Below are 18,406 nucleotides of genomic sequence, written 5' to 3'. Positions count from 1 at the left end.
CTGGCTCTTTGAGTACTGAGGTGGTTATGACTGAACAATCTGTTATCCAACGTTGTCAACAAATCGTAGAAAACCCAACCCTTTCCCCTGAACAAAAACGTCATTTTCTCGCTTTAGAAGCTGAAAATATGTTGCCTTACCCCTCACTTCCTGAGGATGCTGCTAAAGCGCTTAATGAACGGGTTATCTGTGATATGTATGAAGGTCACGCCCCTTATAAACCGCGTTATGTCTTGCCTGATTATGCGAAGTTTTTATCACAAGGCTCTCGCTATTTAGAACTAGAACCTGCGCAAGATTTTGATGATGCCTTAAACATGCTGACTATTCTTTATCATCATGTTCCTTCTGTAACCTCTATGCCTGTTTATTTAGGCCGCATTGATAAAATCTTACTGCCTTATGTTGGTGAACTGACTGAAGAACAGCTTTACCCTAAATTAAAACGCTTCTGGCGCTATCTTGATAGAACGCTACCAGATGCCTTTATGCACGCCAATATTGGCCCAGAAGACTCTGTTCTTACACGTCTAATTCTTAAAGTAGATGTTGATCTTCAGCAAGTTGCCCCTAATCTCACGTTTATTTATGATGCGAAATCAACGCCTGCTGATTTACTTCACCAAGCTATCACCAATATTTGCCACAGTAGTAAACCCCATATTGCTAATGGTACATTGCAAGATGCGGTATTTGGCAAAGATGAATACGGAATTGTGAGTTGTTATAACTCTCTGCCTCAAAGTGGTGGTGGTAGCACCTTAGTGCGTATAAACCTCAAAGAGGTTGCACAACGTAGCCAAAATAGCTCTGATTTTCTTAATAATGTATTGCCTTTTTATATGCAAAAACAGATTGAGATCATTGATGCTCGTTGTGAGTTTCTCTATGAAAAATCTAACTTCTTTAAACAGAGTTTCTTAGTTGAAGAAGGATTGATCTCACCTGATCGTTTTGCCCCTATGTTTGGTATTTATGGCATGGCAGAAGCAGTAGCGCTTTTACTTGAAAAAGAAGGTAAAAATGTTGCTTATGGTGATAATGAATCAGCTAATAAACTTAGCTATATGATCAGTGAGAAATTGGCTCAATTTGTCACTGAAACACCTGTAAAATATGGTTGGAACCACCGAGCGATGTTACATGCTCAATCGGGTATTAGTTCTGATATTGGCACAACCCCTGCAACTCGAATTCCTTATGGTAAAGAGCCAGATCCTGTTACCCACTTAATGACCGTTGCGCCTCACCATCAATTTTATACTTCAGGGATCAGCGATATTTTAACCGTTGATGAAACCATCAAACAAAACCCTGATGCCCTAATGCAACTCTGCTTAGGCGCATTTTCTTCCGGATTAAGAGAATTCACTGCCAATGTGGGTGGAAATGATCTCGTCCGTGTCACAGGTTATATGGTGCGCTTATCTGATTTGAAAAAGTATAAAGAAGAAGGCTCTCGTCTTAATACCACTTGGTTAGGTGATGAAGCTACTGCAAATTGTCATATTGCTGAACGAAAACCACGAGTTATCAGTCATGAACAGCAGATGCGCTTCGATAAATAAGATACTCCCCTTCTCTTGTGTTGATGGCCCAGGCAATCGTCTGGCCATCTTTCTACAAGGATGTAATCTGCGGTGCAAAAATTGCCACAATCCCTACACAATGGGGATCTGTGACAATTGTGGTGACTGCATTCCGACTTGTCCACAGCAAGCGCTTTCATTGCAGAATGGTGTCATAAGTTGGAATAGCACCAGTTGTGAACAATGTGACACCTGCATTCAGCAATGCCCACGTCAATCAAGCCCAATGACCTTAACTTATACCGTTGATGAGTTAATGGCTATTACACGCAAATATGCAGCATTTATTAATGGTGTAACAGTCAGTGGTGGAGAATCTACATTACAACTTCCTTTTTTAATTGATTATTTTAAGGCAATCAAAGAGGCCCCTGATCTCAAACATTTGACGTGTTTAATTGATAGTAATGGCACGCTTTCACTTAATGGCTGGCAAAAAATTTCATCTTTTATGGATGGAGCCATGATTGATTTAAAAAGCTGGAATGAAGATACCCATATTTATTTAACTGGAAGAGGTAATCATCGAATTAAAGAATCAATCAAATGGTTAGCTAATAATAATTTACTTACAGAATTACGTCTTTTATATATTCCAGAAAAAACCGATTATTTAGAAAATATTGAATTACTTTCCCAGTTTATTAATTCACTTGGTGAATCTGTATTAATCCGTATTAATGCATTTCATCAACATGGTGTTTATGGTGAGGCAAGCAATTGGCGTGCAACTTCTCAAAAAGAAGTTATTAATTTAATGAATGAATTCAAAGCTAGAAATATTAATTCAATTAAAATACCAAATATTTATTAAAATATAATAAACCAACCATATTAGACACTGTAATTTATATAAACTTATCTGTTTGACTTTAATTAAAACAGAAGATAACCTCATTTAGAAAATCTCTTTATGGGCTCCTGCTATGAAAATAAAACACAAATCAATATTATTGATAACATATTCAATATATATATTTCCAATTAATTCCCATGCTAACTATAATATAAAAGATATAAGTCATTCAATTTACAAACCCTTTAGTATTTCAAATAATGCGAACCAATACTATCAACTTCGCGGGAAGAAACATGAAGATATTAAACATAAGCATGGTAAAATATTAGATAAAACTAATTATAATCAATATCTATCTACTCCTTTTGGAAGTGTCTATTATTATACTGCCATAAATAAAGATACGCTTTTGCAATATAATACAGTTGCAGATAATTTAAATAGTGAAATAAAAAAAGAGATACCTAGTTACGATATAAGGAAATTATTATCATTTAATGAAAACTTCCTTCCAAGTGAATTATTTGTCAGCACAGATGGCGGTATAACTCGGAATGAAGTGAATAAAGAAAGTGATAAACGATTAGACACCCTTTATCTAGATAAAATCTCTCATAATGGTGAAATTATCGTTGGTTATACAACAGAGTCTAAGTCAATATTAACTAAGATGATTAATGACAAGAATATTTCATTAACAACAAATAATTGTTCTGGTTATTCTCAATGCAATGCTTTTATCTACAATAGAATAAATAATATATTTACCCTATTAGATAATAATATAACTATTCATCATCTTACTAAAGATGGTAAATTTATTTTGTACTCTCCAACAATAGCAAAAGAAAAAAATATATATACGATATAGTTAAAAAAGAAAAATTTAATCTTAACATTGAAAATATTAATAATTATTTACCAGAGCATCCCGAAAAAGACATTTTACTTTTAGCAATAACCGCTCCTCCATTTTTAGATAAAATAAAGAAAAGAAATGTCGATATCCAGAAAGTAAGTGATAATGCTCAAGTGATTATTGGCCAACTCGATAGAAATCTATCTAAAAAACAACTCATTAATGCTGAATATCCTAAAATAGCGTTTATTACTAAAAGAGAAGGTCCAATAAAAGAAGTGAGTTACTCTGATTTTGGTTCATCTAAGCTCACAGCTCTTTCAGAAAATGGCAATTATAGTGTTGGTTGGGGTGAAATTTGGCATGATGATTATGAAATAAAACTACCTTATGGCATAAAAAAATCCTCTTCACTTTTTAGCCATGCATTACTCTATGATTTTTCAAAAAATAATCTTAAAAACATAGGCAATCTTTCTGAAAAGGCAGGTGAAACACAATTTAGAAATGCAAGAGCTATGGATATCTCAGCTGATGGCCAATATATCGTAGGATGGTCTGAAACGGATCATTATAATCACGATACAATCCCAAAGGATCCATCAAAAAGAGGTCCAGAAGCGTTTATTATGTTTCATCGTCATGGCTTTCTTTACTTAAATGAAAAAATGTACGATTTAGGAACCCTTGACGAAGGTAATGATTCTGAAGCTCATTCAATTACTGATGATGGAAGAATTATTTATGGTTTATCTACTGATAAACATAATAATTGGCGTCAAGTCATTTGGAAAAATAATGAAATCAGTAATGAATATTTTAATAATGAAAAACAAAAACTTGCTGATGAAGCCAAAGAAAAGCAACGTTTGGCTGACGAAGCCAAAGAAAAACAACGTTTGGCTGATGAAGCCAAAGAAAAGCAACGTTTAGCTGATGAAGCCAAAGAAAAACAACGTTTGGCTGATGAAGCCAAAGAAAAGCAACGTTTGGCCGAAGAAGCCAAAGAGAAGCAACGTTTGGCTGATGAAGCCAAAGAAAAGCAACGTTTGGCTGATGAAGCCAAAGAAAAACAACGTTTGGCTGACGAAGCCAAAGAAAAACAACGTTTGGCTGACGAAGCCAAAGAAAAACAACGTTTGGCTGACGAAGCCAGAGAAAAACAACGTTTGGCCGAAGAAGCCAAAGAAAAACAACGTTTGGCTGATGAAGCCAGAGAAAAACAACGTTTGGCTGATGAAGCCAAAGAACAACAACGTTTGGCTGATGAAGCCAGAGAAAAACAACGTTTGGCTGATGAAGCCAAAGAACAGCAACGTTTGGCTGATGAAGCCAAAGAAAAACAACGTTTGGCTGATGAAGCCAAAGAAAAGCAACGTTTGGCCGAAGAAGCCAAAGAGAAGCAACGTTTGGCTGATGAAGCCAAAGAAAAGCAACGTTTGGCTAATGAAGCTAAAGAAAAGCAACGTTTAGCCGAAGAAGCGAAAACTCAAGAAGAATCTAAGCGCATTGCCGAAGAAAAAGCCAAAGAACTGATCCCAGTAGAAGATGAATTAGAACTACGAGCAAAAGAAAAAGAAATAACAAAACCATCGATCATTATCAGCAAACCTATCGACATTGAAAGCACTTATAAATCAATGCAATTAATGGCTGAAAATGGCTATAAGCTTATAGATATGCAACAAGGTCAATTGCGTTACCTAGCTTCTGCAACTTGCTCTGTAGGTACTGAAAAAACGTGTATTAGTGGTTTTACACACTATCAAAATGTAAATAAAGCCAATGCAACACAAACTGGATTAAGTGGTGCTTATCGTTTTGATATTAATCATATTCCATTAGTTGTAGGGCTTGCCATTGATACTGATGTCTATTCTTCATTACCTAAAGGTTATCAATATCAAGGCTATGCATTACCTTTAATTGGTTTTAGTTTAGATTTAATGCCATCACTCAATACTGAGTTAAACAGTAATGCACTGCATCTTTCTTTAAAAGGTGCTTATTTAAATCGTAAAGTTTCTATTGAAAGACAAGCATTAGCAAATACTGAATCAGGTAAAGGTAACGCTAGGATTTCTGGCTACCACATTGATTTACAAACTTATTATCCTTATTCACTATCTGATGATTTACTGATAACTCCGTTTGCAGGACTTACTTTTAATCAAATCTCACGTTCAGCTTACAGTGAAACTCAAAATGCCCAAATTGCAGCACACTATGATGCCCTCAAAACGTATTCATTATTAGCCAAAATAGGATTGGGTATAGAGCATTTATTAGGTTCTTCTTTCATACTTAATACAAAAGCAGGCTTACTGTGGAACTTATCGCATTATCAAGGAGATTTCCGTAGTCATATTGATTACTTAGGTCAACAACAAATTGATTATTCAGAGAATAAAAAGCCGTTAAAACAACGCCCATTTGTTCATATTGGACTAACGTATCAAGTGGATAAACACTCATCTATTGGTACTAAAGCAAATTGGGAAATGACTACATATCGTAATCACGATATGCAATTTGGTATTGACTACACTTATCGCTTCTAATTCATTATTGTTATATTTGGGGTTAATTTTAGCTGTATTATTTGGCTTCCTATAAAAATATAGGAAGCCCTTTTTATTAGCTGATTGAAGAATTCAAATTTGAAATAATAGAATTGTTTTTTTCTTCATTAATCCACCACACCTTCGTCGATACTTTTTCAAGTAGAGCTTTATTGTGGCTAAAAATAATCAAACTTAAAGGACGCTTCTGACTTTCATCAATCAATACCTGCCAAATATCTGCTTGAATTTGTGCGTCTAACTGTGCGGTCACTTCATCAGCAATCAATATTTGGGTACGAGGATCTAACGCCCGTAATAACGCAATACGCGCAAGTTCTCCACCAGATAATTCATTAGGTCTACGCGTTAACCACTCTTGTTTGATCCTGAGTTTTTCGAGCCAGCTTTCATTTGGCGACCAAGCGTCATAAACACTATCCCCTGTTGTTCGAAAGGGGTTAAAACATTTATCAGGGTGTTGAGGAACTAACTGAATAGGACAATAGCCTTTCTTAGACAACGGTTTGCCATTAACCAGAATTGAACCTTGAGTGGGGTTTTGCCACTGTGCTAAAACACGACCTAATGTTGTTTTCCCAGTGCCACTTGGTGCAGAAATACCGAGTCGCTCTCCCGCATCTAACGAAAAGGAGAGATCTTGCCATAACACTTTACCTGCTTGCTCCACAGATAATTGTTTTAACTCTAAAAGTGGCATAAAGATAACTCCAGAAATCACAAATTAAACGTATAAAAATAAGACTTAAGAACTCAATATTATAATGAATTAAGTGATGCTTCTTTTGTATTTATAAATTGTTGTTCAGGTAATGCGTTCCAGAGTGTCTTTAACCATTCGCTACCTTCATGACGATTAAGCACATTAGCAGGAATGACTTCGTTAACTTCACCTTGATTAAGCACCGCTATCGTATCCGCAAATCGTGCTGCTAAAGCTAAATCATGTGTAACCCAAAGCACTGATTTACCTTGATTGCATAACTCTCTTAAATGCCCTAATAACAAACAGGCATGTTCATCATCAAGCCATGAGGTGATCTCATCAGCCAAAATATATTGTGCATTAGAGAGTGTCGCATTACAGGCCAACACACGTTTTGCCATCCCACCAGACAGTTTTGCTGGATACGTTTTTACCAAAGAGCCTGAGAGATGATAAAGCCCTAACTGTTGCACGATATCATCAGACGAGACATCTGCACCACTTAAACGCGCAGAGCGACTTAATTGATCGCCGATACAGATCAACGGATTGAGGGCACTGACACCTTGAGGAATATAACAAAAGGTATTCCCGCGATAAGCAATCAATTCTCGCTCGCTTAGTGTATGCCCATTCAATTTAATCGCACCACGAACGCGCATATTGGCAGGCAAAAGTCCTAGAGCGCTTTGTAATAACAGGCTTTTACCTTCACCACTGCCACCGACTAATGCCAGCATCTTTCCGGGTTTAATATCCAATGAGATTGATTTTAGCAACGGCTGCCAATTTCGTTTTCCTAACCAGCGAAATTGTGCAATATCAATGGAAAGCTGTTCAAAACTTAACATCCTGCCCCTCTTAACCATAACTGTTGCATTGCTTTAGCAAATTGATCGAAGATCAAAACTAAACACATCAAAATTAATCCCGGAAACACCACCATCCACCAAGAGCCTGTACTTAAATAGCGTAGCGCATCAGCCAGTAATAAGCCGAGTGAAGGCTCATGAGCAGCCTGACCAAAACCTAAAAAACTTAACGCTGCACTATGTAATACCGCATGAGGAAACATTAACAAAGTTCCTACGATCCACTGAGGTAATAACATTGGGATATAGTGTTTTTTTACGCACTCAAAAGGAGTATTACCAATACGACGCGATAACATCACATAATCAGCTTCTCTAATACGTTGGATTTCACCACGTAAAATTAAAGCCAATTTAGGCCAATGGGTTAATGCCACCGCCCAAATAACACCTTGTTGGCCACCACCTAATGTAAAACAAATTAAAATCAACAGTAATAAATGAGGTAATGCTAAAAGCGCATCAACAACACCTCTTACAAAAAAATCACAATAACGGTTAATTGAGGAGATACCAGCAAAAATTAAGGCAATTGCACCACTCACAACCGCACTCGTCACACCGATATTTAAACTACTCAACATACCTTGGAAACAACGTAGCCATAAAGAACGACCTAAGTTATCAGTCCCAAACCAATATTGATCTGATGGAGCTTGATTCCTAGCCAGAAAATCCATTGCGATATCCGTATGAGAAACAGAAAAGCCATACACCACTAACCCAATTAGCGCGAGGGCTACTAATAAAAGTCGCAACAAAGGCTTGTTCGGATCGTAAATCATGAGTCTCGCAAAATTCCTTTATTAATACGTCGCAATAGTAGATTAGAGATACTATTACCAAAGAAAATCAAAATAGTACTAAAGACAACAATGCCCATTAACAGAGGAATATCGCCTCGTAATCCAGCATCAACAGTCGCTTGCCCTAATCCAGGATAAGCAAATACTTTTTCAGCCAAAAGAGAGCCTCCAAGTAATTCACCAATTGATGCAAACTGTAAGCAAAGTGCTGGTGTAATGGCATGACGTAGAACATGAAATAGCATCATAGCCCAACCTTTATCACCTTGTGCCTTAGCAAAATGGATAAACTCACTGCCCATCACTTCAGCAACTTTCGCGCGAGTATGCAGTGCGATATTCCCAGTGCCTAATAATCCAAGCGCAATCATAGGTAAGATAAGATGAGAAAAACGCTGGCTTAATGTTGCCGTTTCGGCACTACTTCCCATCGGCCATGCACAACAAATTGGTGCCCAATGTAAGGTGACAGAAAACAGAGATAGCAGCAGTAATCCCACCCAAAACGTCGGTAATGCGGCTAATAGATAAGATAAAGTAGAGATAATTCTATCTGGCCAACGGTTAAGATATCGACCTGCGACTAATCCCATCACAACGCCAATAACACCTGAAAATACCCATGCTGAAAAAAGCAAGATAAACGAAGGTCCTGCACGTTCACGAATAACATCAATAACAGGCATGTTATACAACATGGAATAGCCAAAATCCCCTTGAATGATTTGGCTAAACCAAAGCCAAAATCGCATCCATAAAGGCTGATCAATTCCCCAACGCGCCGCAATTAAAGGATATTGCTCTGGAGGAACATTCAGTAGATCACTACCGATATAGGCCTTAATGGGATCAATCGGTGAAAAACTTAATAAAATAAAAACACCTGCTGTTGTCACCAACAGCAGGCAGAGTAATCGCAGGAAAAAACCCGCACTTTGACGTATTACTGACAAGTCCACTTCCAAGTATCTACGCTATTTAATAATGACCATGAACCATGGATTTCAGGTGTTCCTGTACCCAGATCAACACAAGGGTTAGTTAGGTAAGTATGTTGTACATTCATCAGCCAAGCCCAAGCAGCATCACCTTTTACACCAACGCCATTTTTACCATCCCATTCAACTGCTTTCCAATGAGGAACCGCTTCTTGCCATGTATGAGCATCAAGCGCAGCTTGTAGATGTTTTTCGACTTCAGGATTTTTATAATAACCCGGATTATAATAACCAACACCAGCAGCATTAGCACTGTAATGATGATAGAGCTCCATTGGATCAAGGCTGCCCCAGCCAAATAAAGTCGGATTCGAGTGCATATAACGTTCTACTGTATCCCAACTTCCTGATTTAAGATCCATTTGAATGCCAATAGGTTGCACTAACGCACGAATTGACTCAGCTAAATCACGACGAGTTGCATCACCACTGGTATACCATAAGGTCAGTTTTGCTTCTAAACCGTCTTTTTCACGAATACCGCTTTTATTCAGTTTCCAACCCGCATCTTCAAGAATTTGTTTTGCCTTTTCAATATCACCATCTTTAAATGCTGCCTCAGTTTGATCCCAAGGTAGTCCTTTTACACCGGTATACGCGGGAACCGCATAACCATCGAGGACTTGTTCTGACAGCAATTTACGGTCAAGAGCATAGTTAATGGCTTTACGGATAGCGATATCTGCGGTGATATCATTACCAATATCATAGCCTTGTGCGTTTTTCTCACCTGATTTTACCATTGGGAAAACAATACCACGGTTTTCAACACTTGGTCTTTCCCATAATTTGGTATTTGGTAAATTCTTAGCGATTGCAGCCGTTGCTGGTGGAATACGCACAATACCTAATTGCCCACTTTGAGCAGCAGCAAAGGCGGCATCTTCATCAAGGAAAACAAAAATGAGTTTTTCAAAATCGTTTTTCTGTCCTGCATAATAAGGGTTAGCTTCAACAATTAATTGCTGACCAGGTTGGAAACTGACCATGCGATAAGGACCGGCACCAATTGGCTTTTGTGCATAGGTTTTTTCATCATACTTATCAGCAGAAACAATGCCTAAAGAGCCAAGTACGTTTACAAAAGTACTTTGCGGTGCTTTTAATGTAATAGTGACATGTAAGTCATCATCTGCTTTTGCAGAAAGGAAGTTACCCATATCCACTTTACCGCCACTTGCAGCTGCATTGTTATAGGTAAAGACAATATCTTTTGCTGTAAGCGGCAGACCATCAGAGAATTTTAAATCTGGCTTTAACGTTAATTTCCATGTTTTGCCATCTTCACTTGGCTGATAGTCACTTAACATATTGCTATACCAAGAGAGATCCGCATTTTGCTTTAACAATGGGCTATGAAGAAGTAAATAGCTGCCATGACTCCAACCTAGCATTGGGTCGAACCCCTCTGTTGGCTCTTCACCAATCGCTAATTTCAACGTTTGAGCAGATGTTGCAAAAGGGACGCTTAACGCGGCTAAGCAAGTTAACGTTACTAATGATTGACGCCAACCAAACCGAATAGACATAAAACATTCTCCGATTTTTTAGATACGACTTATTACCAGTCTCTATCTATATAAGATGAAGAGGCTGAAACAAGATAAATAACAATGGTAATTATGATATTCTGTAACTAATGCAGATAAAGGCTAAACCAGTGGCATCATAATAAGTTTTTTTATTCAACTCCTCGAATAATATTCGACAGTTTATTGATTTTACATAAACTTTTATTAAGCAGTAATACTCATTATGGCAAACTTCTAGCAAGTGCACAGTATTTTTCTAATAAATAAGTTATATATTTATCATTGAATTTATTAGTGAGCATAAAACGAAATAAAGTGACTTTTTAACGAAATTAGATTATTTCATTTTATTTAATATGCACTGAAAACAAAAAAGGCACATTATTGTGCCCTCTTGTGATTATGAATTTAATATTCTTTTTAATTTAAAATAGCGTCGCCCTAAACGCCAACGCAATCTAAAACCTTTCGCATTGTTCCAAATTAATGACCATATTCCTCTATCAAAAAACTCTTTAACTATTTGTTTTTTAACTTCAATAGACTGAATAGAACCAATTGAGTGAATAATTCCTAAACCTTCTTTAGCTATTTGCCAATAACAGGCATTGATATTTTGAGACACTTCCTTATGCTTTTGATTAATAGCATCAAGCATTTCTAGTATTTTCATGTAATTATGAATTGTTCTAACATGAATAGTATCATTAGGTGTTTTATGAGAAACAGATTCAGAGTGAATGAAGTAGTCGTAGTAACGTTCATCAATATATTTAACACGTTTAGCGGTTAATAATATTTCTGTTGTCCACGGAATATCTTGATGATGTAAACCTGGCTCAAAATAATAACCATGAGCAAGTAGAAACTCACGTCGATAGATATTTAACCAAGTCACATGTAAGAATTTCTTAGAATTTAATGCCATTTCTAGCCATTGTGGCCCAGTTAACACTTCCGTAGAGCGTAATCTATTTGAAGGAAAAATAGGACGTGAAGGTCGTCCATCTGCATAGACATAATTACCATTGCAGGTTAAAACATCCAAATTATCATCCTTAGCTATATTAATCATTCTATCGTACATATTATTATGAATTACATCATCAATATCAGGAAAAACAATATATTGCCCTTTTGAAATATTAAACCCCACATTACGAGCGACAGAAACACCTTGGTTTTCCTGATCAATAATAGTGACTTGAGGAAATCTTTCTTTCCATTCTTGTAATATTTTAAGTGAGTTATCTTTAGAGCCATCGTTAACTAAAATAAGTTCCCAATTTTTCAATTTAATACATTCTAATCTATTGAAAAATTTAGATAAAAATTTATCACCATTATAAACAGCAACCACAATACTCAGTTGAGGTATAGAAGAAAACATAACCCACCTTTTATATTCTTAGCTAAGAAAAGAAGTTCCCCCTAAATAGTTAGTTTTAAAGATTAAAAAAAGAGTAATAAAACGATAAATTAATCTTAATTCATTCTTAATAAAAAATTAATTTTTAACTAACTAAAGGTGAAAAGGGCACTTAATAAGGATAAGTATAATTAACTTCTTTTTATCGCTTATGAAGAAAGGGTTAAGGCGTTTTATTTTTTAAAAGAAATAACTAAAGGAAAAATTAAGGTTAGCGCATAAAAAGCATGTTATTAGCCACAATCTTACTTCTTAATGAGTAATATAAGTGTCATTCTCGCTTATTTTTTGTAGCTAATGAGTAATATAGGTGTCATTAAATTCTTTTTTATGCTTTAATGAGTGATATAACACTCATTAAGACATGAAGGATAATTGATATGGAAAAGATAACATTACAAGCTTTTCTGAACCAAAAATGGATAGATATTGCCATTATTAATTTTCCTAAGTATGACCGTATGTTATATGCCAGTAAATATGATATTACTTATCCAATTACTGAGTTGGAGTATGAAACAAGTTATTCAATAGAGCATCTTTATCAAGATGATCAACATGCCATTTCTATTAATCATCCTGTTGAACTTTATTTTGATGATAGCGGTTCACCAAGTTGGCTTAAATTCTTAGATGATATTGTGCCTAGTGGAGCGAGTCGACGATATTGGATCCAATATCTTGATATTGCTGAACTTAGCATTGAGCAACAAAATTATGAATTACTTCATCACGGTACTATTTCTCCCATTGGAAACTTAAGAGTAAAAGAGTCATTACCCGTACCGTCTCCCTTAAATAGAAATCTTTTTTTCACTATAAATGATGTAAAAAATCGTGCGAGTGACTTTTTAGATTATGCTCAGCGTAAAGGAGCGGCTGCTGGTGGTGCAACAGGTGCTGGAGGTGAGGCCCCCAAATTATTATTAAGATGCAATGATAATGAGGAAGTTTGGATTGATACTTATCAAGACGATATATCTAATCTTGATAAACATTATTTAGTTAAATTTCCTAGAGGGAGTCGTTCAGTTGTAGATTGTAATATTTTAAGAACAGAATATCATTTTTATCATGAACTTACAGATATGGGATTCGATACGATCCCAATTAAAGATATGCGTTTAGAAGAAGGTGATAATTACCCTTCTTTATGGTTACCTCGGTTCGATATAAAAATAGAAAATAATAAAATTATTCGTTTAGCTATGGAGTCGGTCTATTCCATATTGAATAAAGCACCAGGTACAACGCTATATCATGAAACTGTTATCAAAGAATTAATAGATAAGATTAACCAAAGCAATATGGTTACTGAGTTTGGTTTTCAATTTAATACGACAAATTTTATTATCGAGTGGGTAAGGCGAGATTTATTAAATATTATTTTTGGTAATAGCGATAATCATGGGAGAAATACTTCTTTTATAAGATATAACAACGCAATTTATCTCGCACCTATTTATGATTTTGCACCGATGAAAGCAGATCCAGAAGGTATTGCTAGAACGACAAAATGGGACTCTCACAGTGAAATTGGCGGCGAGTACAATTTTATTAATATCGCAGATTCTTTATCTGATTTAATAGCACCAGAACAATTACTTAATGCATTACAAGAAACAGCACAACAATTGCTGACTTTAAAAGAAAGATTAGAAATGAGGGGTGTACCTACGCAAATTTTGACCATGCCTACATTTGGCTTTGATTTCATACCTAACAAATTAGAACGCTGGGGATTATTACCATGAACAATGTTGAAAATAAAAATCACATAGATAAATTTCCCACCAGAGCTTCTAGAAAGCATCAGTTTGTAGCAACAACTGATAGAAAACAAGTCATTAGCAAGATCATGGCACATCTGTTATTCGAAGAAATAACTCAAGGAGGAGCATTGAAAATGCTAAGGATTAAAGTTCTAGGCTTGAATCAAGATCTTTATGCAAAACTCATCAATGTTTCACGTAAAACCTTATCTGAAATAGAAAATGATAGAGGTAATTACTCTGCTGATATCATTAATAAAGTATTCAAACCTTTTGGCTTAAAAGTAGGGCTTGTTCCTTCTTCACCACATATTTTATCTTCACTATTAAAAGAACGCCGCCAAATTAATGAGTAATATAAGTGTCATTAGCGCTTATTTTTGTAGCTAATGAGTAATATAAGTGACAGTAACGAAAAACATCCGCAGAGCGGATGTTTTAGTTTTTATTTATATAAATAATCTGTGGATACTTGTTGTATTTTATTCTTCAATATCTTCTTCATCACAAACTTCAAGTTCTGGAAAGTAATTAACTCGCCAAGACTTGATCCCTTGATACACTTCATCAACGGCATTTTTTACCGCTTCGGTCATTGGATAATAGAAACCGACGAGATCGGGCTGGATCCCTAAGAAAGTGATATCTGGAATATCATCTTTTAATTGATCTATAAGAAAATTCAGCGGCATATTATGGGTGCTCATAATAAACATTTCCGCTATATAGTCAGGATCTATCACCCTAATTTCACCGGGGTTTAGACCAATATCTGCCGCATCAACAATGACAACACATTGAGGTTGTAATTCTCTTACTTGATAAGAGACATTTTCAGGTGCACTTCCCCCGTTGATAACAATCCATCCATCAATGGGATTTGCTTCCATTAACTCAGCAAGCAGAGGGCCTGCACCATCGTCGCCCATCATGCTATTGCCAACCGTTAATACCACTTTAGGTGCTGTCATTGCTTTACTCATGGTTTTCTCTTCACAATCAAATAAATAGCAGGTTCTGCGTGGATCTCACCCAGTAATTTAATCAGCGTTTGACTCCATTCACTAAAAATAGGATCGTCATTTTTGATAATAGGATCAAATGCTAACGCTAATAAGTGAGTATGCTCAGAGTTAATATTGATTTCACCAAATGTCAGCAATCCTTGCATTTTGCGTTTTGCTTCACCTTCAGGTAATAAATCAATCCATGCTTCATATTTTTCTAAAGGACAGACTAGCTCTGTTTTTAGACAATCAATCATACCCACGTGGTGACCAATCGCGAGCGAATAGTACATCACCTGTTGCGCTTGCTCAGGAATATCATCATCGCTATCAACAAACTTTTGTCTTAGTGACCAAAAGTAAACTTTAGCGTCATCAGGCATAAATTCCCCCTTGGCTTAATGAATAGACCAGACGTTTTACAATCTCTGATAAACGAGGATCGTTAGCTTGTCGTAGCCATTCATCAACACGTCCACTCACTTCTTGAATAGTGGCACCTTCTAATAAGGTAAGGAAGTGATCACTGATTTGTCTTCCTTGATAATAGCCAGCAAGACGACGTGCTTCACGCTCAATCATTACTCTAGCATCTAGAGGAATAGAAGGTAGAATTAGAGATGCTTTCTCATTTTCTACTTCAATGTGTGATTCGCCTTTTAATTTTTGGTCTAACAAACCCAATGCAACAGCAAATCCATAAATCGTCGCCGCGGGTGTTGGAGGGCAACCAGGGATCCACACATCAATAGGAACGATAGATTCACTACCGCCCCATACACAATAGAGATCGTGGAAAATACCACCACCACAGCCACAAGCGCCATAAGAGATACAGATTTTTGGATCTGGCGCTGATTCATAAGCACGTAATGCAGGTACACGCATCTGGCGCGTTACTGCGCCAGTGAATAATAAAATATCAGCGTGACGAGGCGAGGCTACCACTTTGATACCAAAACGTTCAGCATCAAAAACCGGTGTAATTGCGGAGAAAATTTCAATCTCACAACCATTACAACCACCACAGTCAACACGATAAACATAAGCTGAACGCTGAATATCTTTCAACAATGTCTGTTTTAGCTTTTGTACCTGATCATCAAGGGTGATCGGTTGGCTAACATGATGATTAATGGGAATTTCTGGTAGACTCATTTTATTGTACTCCCAATTTCGCCCACACTAATATTTTCACGGCCATCAGATAACAAGTTATGTTTACGCTTACATTCAGGGCAAGTTTCAAATTGTGGGCGCATCGCTTCAACAGTTTGCTCATCCCAACCTGATTGCACTAATAGCTCCATCGCATATTCAACTGATTTTCTAGGCGTAAATGGTTGATGGCATTCACGGCAACTCAATAATTTAAAAGTCCCTTTAATATAAAGATCTGACTTTTTAGTCACTGCCGTTTCAAACATATCGGATAAAACAATCGCTCTTGTTGGGCAAACTTCTTCACAACGGCCGCAGTAAATACAGCGACCAATGAATAATTGCCAATGACGCTCGCCTGTTTCCAAATTCGTTTCCATCGTTAACGCATTAGCAGGGCAGGCTGCGGTGCAAGCACCACAGACAATACATTGCTGCGCGTCATACTCAGGCTTTCCTCTGAAACCATCAGGTAAATCCAGAGGCTTAAACGGATATTTGGTCGTTGCTTCGCCTGTTTTGATTATGGTTTTAAACAATTTTAACATCGTTCATTCCCTCACTTGAGCGGCGAATTTTTACGTTCGATGCTGTAACGTTCAATTTCTTTGTAAGAAACTGTTTTAGATTTACGTTTTTTCACATCGACGAGCGTTACCCTGTCAGTACAGGAATAACAAGGGTCAAGACTACCGATAATTAACGGTGCATCAGAGACAGTATTTCCTTGCAACATATAGCGTAATACAGGCCAGTTAGCATAAGTTGCAGCACGGCAACGCCAGCGGAATAATTTTTGGTTATCACCCAACATACTCCAGTGAACGTCTTCGCCTCGTGGCGCTTCAGTAAAGCCCAATGCAAATTTATAGGGTTGATAAGTAAAGCCCTCTGTTAATAAAGGACCTTCTGGTAAGTTATCTAAGGCGTATTCAATCATTGCCATTGAATCCAAAACCTCTTTGATACGTACCATCACACGGGAGAATACGTCACCACCTTCATAACTAAAGAGAGTCAGTGGAAGATTGCCATAATCTGCAAATGGGTGGTCAAAACGTACGTCACGTTTAAAGCCACTCGCTCTGATCATTGGACCTACAGGGCTAAAATCACGAGCAACTTTCTTATCTAAGATACCTACGCCGACAGTACGTTGTTCCATATTTGGCGCTGACAGAAGAATATCTACTAATTCAGTGACTTCTTTACGCATTTCTCTAACTAATTGAATTGTTTTCAGACGCTGATCTTTTAAGATATCGCGACGAATACCACCAATTAGGTTTAAGCCATAAGTTTTACGAGCACCAGTAAGCATCTCTGCAATCTGCATCGATTTTTCACGAATACGGAAAAATTGCATAAAGCCAGTATCAAAACCTGTGAAGTGGCTAGCTAAACCAATGTTTAACAAATGGCTATGAAGGCGTTCAACTTCTAATAAGATAGAACGAATGGTATGCGCACGACGAGGCACTTCAATACCTAATGCATTTTCAACAGAAGTCACATACGCCACACTGTGAGTAAAACCACAAATACCACACACGCGGTCTGATAAGAATGTGACTTCGTTATAACCCATACGGGTTTCAGCCAGTTTTTCCATACCACGGTGAACATAGAACATGCGGTAATCGGCATCGACAATGTTTTCACCGTCTACGAATAAGCGGAAGTGTCCAGGCTCATCGGAGGTAATGTGCATAGGACCAATTGGTACAACGCGCGCATCTTGCTTACCTTCATTCAAGAAAGGATAAGTTTCGACTTCGGTTGCTGGTGCTGGACGTTGGCGATAATCCATCGCGTCTTTACGCAGTGGATACATCTCTTCAGGCCAGTCATCTGGAAGCACTAAACGGCGTTCATCAGGTAAACCAACAGGAATAAGACCATACATATCACGGATTTCACGTTCCCCCCACACTGCGGCAGGTACACGCGGTGTCACTGACGGGAATTCTAAAGTGATTGGGCTAACGTGGGCTTTTACAACAACCCAGCATTTTTCACCCTCTTCCATTGATAATGCGTAGTAAACAGCATAATCCCCGTTTAAACTACGTTCGTCGTTACCAAATAAAACAGGTAACCAACCGCCTAAGCCGTAATACAGGTATTCCACCACTTCAGGAAGTGATTCCGTTTTTACTGTTATCGTCAATTGATCAGGGGTTTGTCGCTCTTCATCAAGAACGGCTGATGGGAATTTTTCACGAACTTTGGCAACATAATCTCCACCTAGTTCTTTTCCCTCTTTTCTACTGACATAATTTTGGTAGCTCACG

General features: G+C 37.2%; 17 protein-coding genes. 6 read left to right on the top strand and 11 right to left on the bottom strand.

Annotated elements, in window-relative coordinates; translation table 11 throughout:
* Window positions 1–26: 26 nt before the first annotated feature.
* From GTK47_RS04860 to GTK47_RS20460, 4 genes are all read left to right on the top strand, one after another.
* A complete protein-coding gene (locus GTK47_RS04860) occupies window positions 27–1,568 on the top strand; it encodes a YjjI family glycine radical enzyme (RefSeq protein WP_165122333.1) in 1,542 nt (513 codons plus the stop codon).
* Window positions 1,540–2,403, top strand: coding sequence for a YjjW family glycine radical enzyme activase (locus GTK47_RS04855; protein WP_165122332.1), 864 nt, complete (start codon window positions 1,540–1,542; stop codon window positions 2,401–2,403). Before GTK47_RS04860 ends, GTK47_RS04855 begins: the two co-directional genes overlap by 29 nt.
* 112 nt (window positions 2,404–2,515) lie before the next feature.
* Entirely contained in the window at window positions 2,516–3,259 is a 744-nt protein-coding gene (locus GTK47_RS04850; protein ID WP_165122331.1) for a hypothetical protein, read from the top strand.
* 161 nt (window positions 3,260–3,420) lie between these two features.
* Window positions 3,421–5,808, top strand: a complete 2,388-nt coding sequence (locus GTK47_RS20460; RefSeq protein WP_241256069.1) for an autotransporter domain-containing protein — start codon at window positions 3,421–3,423, stop codon at window positions 5,806–5,808.
* Between the two features lie 76 nt (window positions 5,809–5,884).
* Here GTK47_RS20460 and GTK47_RS04840 read toward each other — a convergent pair whose 3' ends face one another.
* The 6 genes from GTK47_RS04840 to GTK47_RS04815 form a co-directional block, all read right to left on the bottom strand.
* Complete coding sequence (locus GTK47_RS04840) at window positions 5,885–6,529, bottom strand: ATP-binding cassette domain-containing protein (RefSeq protein WP_165122330.1); 645 nt, start codon at window positions 6,527–6,529, stop codon at window positions 5,885–5,887.
* Window positions 6,530–6,588: 59 nt separating this feature from the next.
* The gene (locus GTK47_RS04835; protein ID WP_165122329.1) at window positions 6,589–7,386 is read right to left on the bottom strand and encodes an ATP-binding cassette domain-containing protein; all 798 of its coding nucleotides are present in this window, start codon (window positions 7,384–7,386) and stop codon (window positions 6,589–6,591) included.
* Window positions 7,380–8,192, bottom strand: a complete 813-nt coding sequence (locus tag GTK47_RS04830; RefSeq protein WP_165122328.1) for an ABC transporter permease — start codon at window positions 8,190–8,192, stop codon at window positions 7,380–7,382. The genes GTK47_RS04835 and GTK47_RS04830 overlap by 7 nt, the downstream gene beginning before the upstream one ends.
* On the bottom strand, window positions 8,189–9,172 hold the full coding sequence (locus GTK47_RS04825; protein ID WP_088494551.1) for an ABC transporter permease: 984 nt from the start codon (window positions 9,170–9,172) through the stop codon (window positions 8,189–8,191). The genes GTK47_RS04830 and GTK47_RS04825 overlap by 4 nt, the downstream gene beginning before the upstream one ends.
* On the bottom strand, window positions 9,157–10,740 hold the full coding sequence (locus GTK47_RS04820; protein ID WP_165122327.1) for an ABC transporter substrate-binding protein: 1,584 nt from the start codon (window positions 10,738–10,740) through the stop codon (window positions 9,157–9,159). Before GTK47_RS04820 ends, GTK47_RS04825 begins: the two co-directional genes overlap by 16 nt.
* Window positions 10,741–11,143: 403 nt before the next feature.
* A complete protein-coding gene (locus GTK47_RS04815) occupies window positions 11,144–12,133 on the bottom strand; it encodes a glycosyltransferase (RefSeq protein WP_165122326.1) in 990 nt (329 codons plus the stop codon).
* Between the two features lie 419 nt (window positions 12,134–12,552).
* Here GTK47_RS04815 and GTK47_RS04810 point away from each other — a divergent pair, with 419 nt between their 5' ends.
* Both GTK47_RS04810 and GTK47_RS04805 read left to right on the top strand, forming a co-directional pair.
* Window positions 12,553–13,926 carry a HipA domain-containing protein gene (locus tag GTK47_RS04810; protein WP_165122325.1) on the top strand — a complete coding sequence of 458 codons (1,374 nt, stop codon included), beginning with the start codon at window positions 12,553–12,555 and terminating at the stop codon, window positions 13,924–13,926.
* Window positions 13,923–14,300 (top strand): helix-turn-helix domain-containing protein, encoded by a 378-nt coding sequence (locus tag GTK47_RS04805; protein ID WP_165122324.1) that lies wholly within the window; start codon window positions 13,923–13,925, stop codon window positions 14,298–14,300. The genes GTK47_RS04810 and GTK47_RS04805 overlap by 4 nt, the downstream gene beginning before the upstream one ends.
* A gap of 126 nt (window positions 14,301–14,426) precedes the next feature.
* On the opposite strand, the gene hycI is transcribed toward GTK47_RS04805, so the two are convergent.
* Genes hycI through GTK47_RS04780 form a run of 5 tightly spaced genes read right to left on the bottom strand, consistent with a single transcriptional unit; the run spans window position 14,427 to window position 18,405 of the window.
* A complete protein-coding gene (gene hycI / locus GTK47_RS04800; protein WP_165122323.1) occupies window positions 14,427–14,927 on the bottom strand; it encodes a hydrogenase maturation peptidase HycI in 501 nt (166 codons plus the stop codon).
* A complete protein-coding gene (locus tag GTK47_RS04795; RefSeq protein WP_165122322.1) occupies window positions 14,924–15,334 on the bottom strand; it encodes a formate hydrogenlyase maturation HycH family protein in 411 nt (136 codons plus the stop codon). The genes hycI and GTK47_RS04795 overlap by 4 nt, the downstream gene beginning before the upstream one ends.
* Window positions 15,327–16,109 (bottom strand): NADH-quinone oxidoreductase subunit B family protein, encoded by a 783-nt coding sequence (locus GTK47_RS04790; RefSeq protein ID WP_072069032.1) that lies wholly within the window; start codon window positions 16,107–16,109, stop codon window positions 15,327–15,329. The genes GTK47_RS04795 and GTK47_RS04790 overlap by 8 nt, the downstream gene beginning before the upstream one ends.
* Entirely contained in the window at window positions 16,106–16,660 is a 555-nt protein-coding gene (gene hyfH / locus GTK47_RS04785) for a hydrogenase 4 subunit H (protein ID WP_165122321.1), read from the bottom strand. Before hyfH ends, GTK47_RS04790 begins: the two co-directional genes overlap by 4 nt.
* An 11-nt stretch (window positions 16,661–16,671) precedes the next feature.
* Entirely contained in the window at window positions 16,672–18,405 is a 1,734-nt protein-coding gene (locus GTK47_RS04780) for a hydrogenase large subunit (protein WP_165122320.1), read from the bottom strand.
* Window position 18,406: the final 1 nt, after the last annotated feature.

Source organism: Proteus sp. ZN5, from assembly GCF_011046025.1.
Classification (GTDB): domain Bacteria; phylum Pseudomonadota; class Gammaproteobacteria; order Enterobacterales; family Enterobacteriaceae; genus Proteus.
The sequence above is the reverse complement of the archived record's forward strand: the minus strand, read 5'-3'. Positions and strand labels throughout refer to the sequence as shown.

What these genes read in the sequence shown, in the direction of transcription:
- GTK47_RS04860 (WP_165122333.1), top strand. Translation starts at nt 27, where the DNA reads ATGACTGAACAATCTGTTATCCAACGTTGTCAACAAATCGTAGAAAAC.
- GTK47_RS04855 (WP_165122332.1), top strand. Translation starts at nt 1,540, where the DNA reads ATGAACAGCAGATGCGCTTCGATAAATAAGATACTCCCCTTCTCTTGT.
- GTK47_RS04850 (WP_165122331.1), top strand. Translation starts at nt 2,516, where the DNA reads ATGAAAATAAAACACAAATCAATATTATTGATAACATATTCAATATAT.
- GTK47_RS04840 (WP_165122330.1), bottom strand. Translation starts at nt 6,529, where the DNA reads ATGCCACTTTTAGAGTTAAAACAATTATCTGTGGAGCAAGCAGGTAAA.
- GTK47_RS04835 (WP_165122329.1), bottom strand. Translation starts at nt 7,386, where the DNA reads ATGTTAAGTTTTGAACAGCTTTCCATTGATATTGCACAATTTCGCTGG.
- GTK47_RS04830 (WP_165122328.1), bottom strand. Translation starts at nt 8,192, where the DNA reads ATGATTTACGATCCGAACAAGCCTTTGTTGCGACTTTTATTAGTAGCC.
- GTK47_RS04820 (WP_165122327.1), bottom strand. Translation starts at nt 10,740, where the DNA reads ATGTCTATTCGGTTTGGTTGGCGTCAATCATTAGTAACGTTAACTTGC.
- GTK47_RS04815 (WP_165122326.1), bottom strand. Translation starts at nt 12,133, where the DNA reads ATGTTTTCTTCTATACCTCAACTGAGTATTGTGGTTGCTGTTTATAAT.
- GTK47_RS04810 (WP_165122325.1), top strand. Translation starts at nt 12,553, where the DNA reads ATGGAAAAGATAACATTACAAGCTTTTCTGAACCAAAAATGGATAGAT.
- GTK47_RS04805 (WP_165122324.1), top strand. Translation starts at nt 13,923, where the DNA reads ATGAACAATGTTGAAAATAAAAATCACATAGATAAATTTCCCACCAGA.
- hycI (WP_165122323.1), bottom strand. Translation starts at nt 14,927, where the DNA reads ATGAGTAAAGCAATGACAGCACCTAAAGTGGTATTAACGGTTGGCAAT.
- GTK47_RS04795 (WP_165122322.1), bottom strand. Translation starts at nt 15,334, where the DNA reads ATGCCTGATGACGCTAAAGTTTACTTTTGGTCACTAAGACAAAAGTTT.
- GTK47_RS04790 (WP_072069032.1), bottom strand. Translation starts at nt 16,109, where the DNA reads ATGAGTCTACCAGAAATTCCCATTAATCATCATGTTAGCCAACCGATC.
- hyfH (WP_165122321.1), bottom strand. Translation starts at nt 16,660, where the DNA reads ATGTTAAAATTGTTTAAAACCATAATCAAAACAGGCGAAGCAACGACC.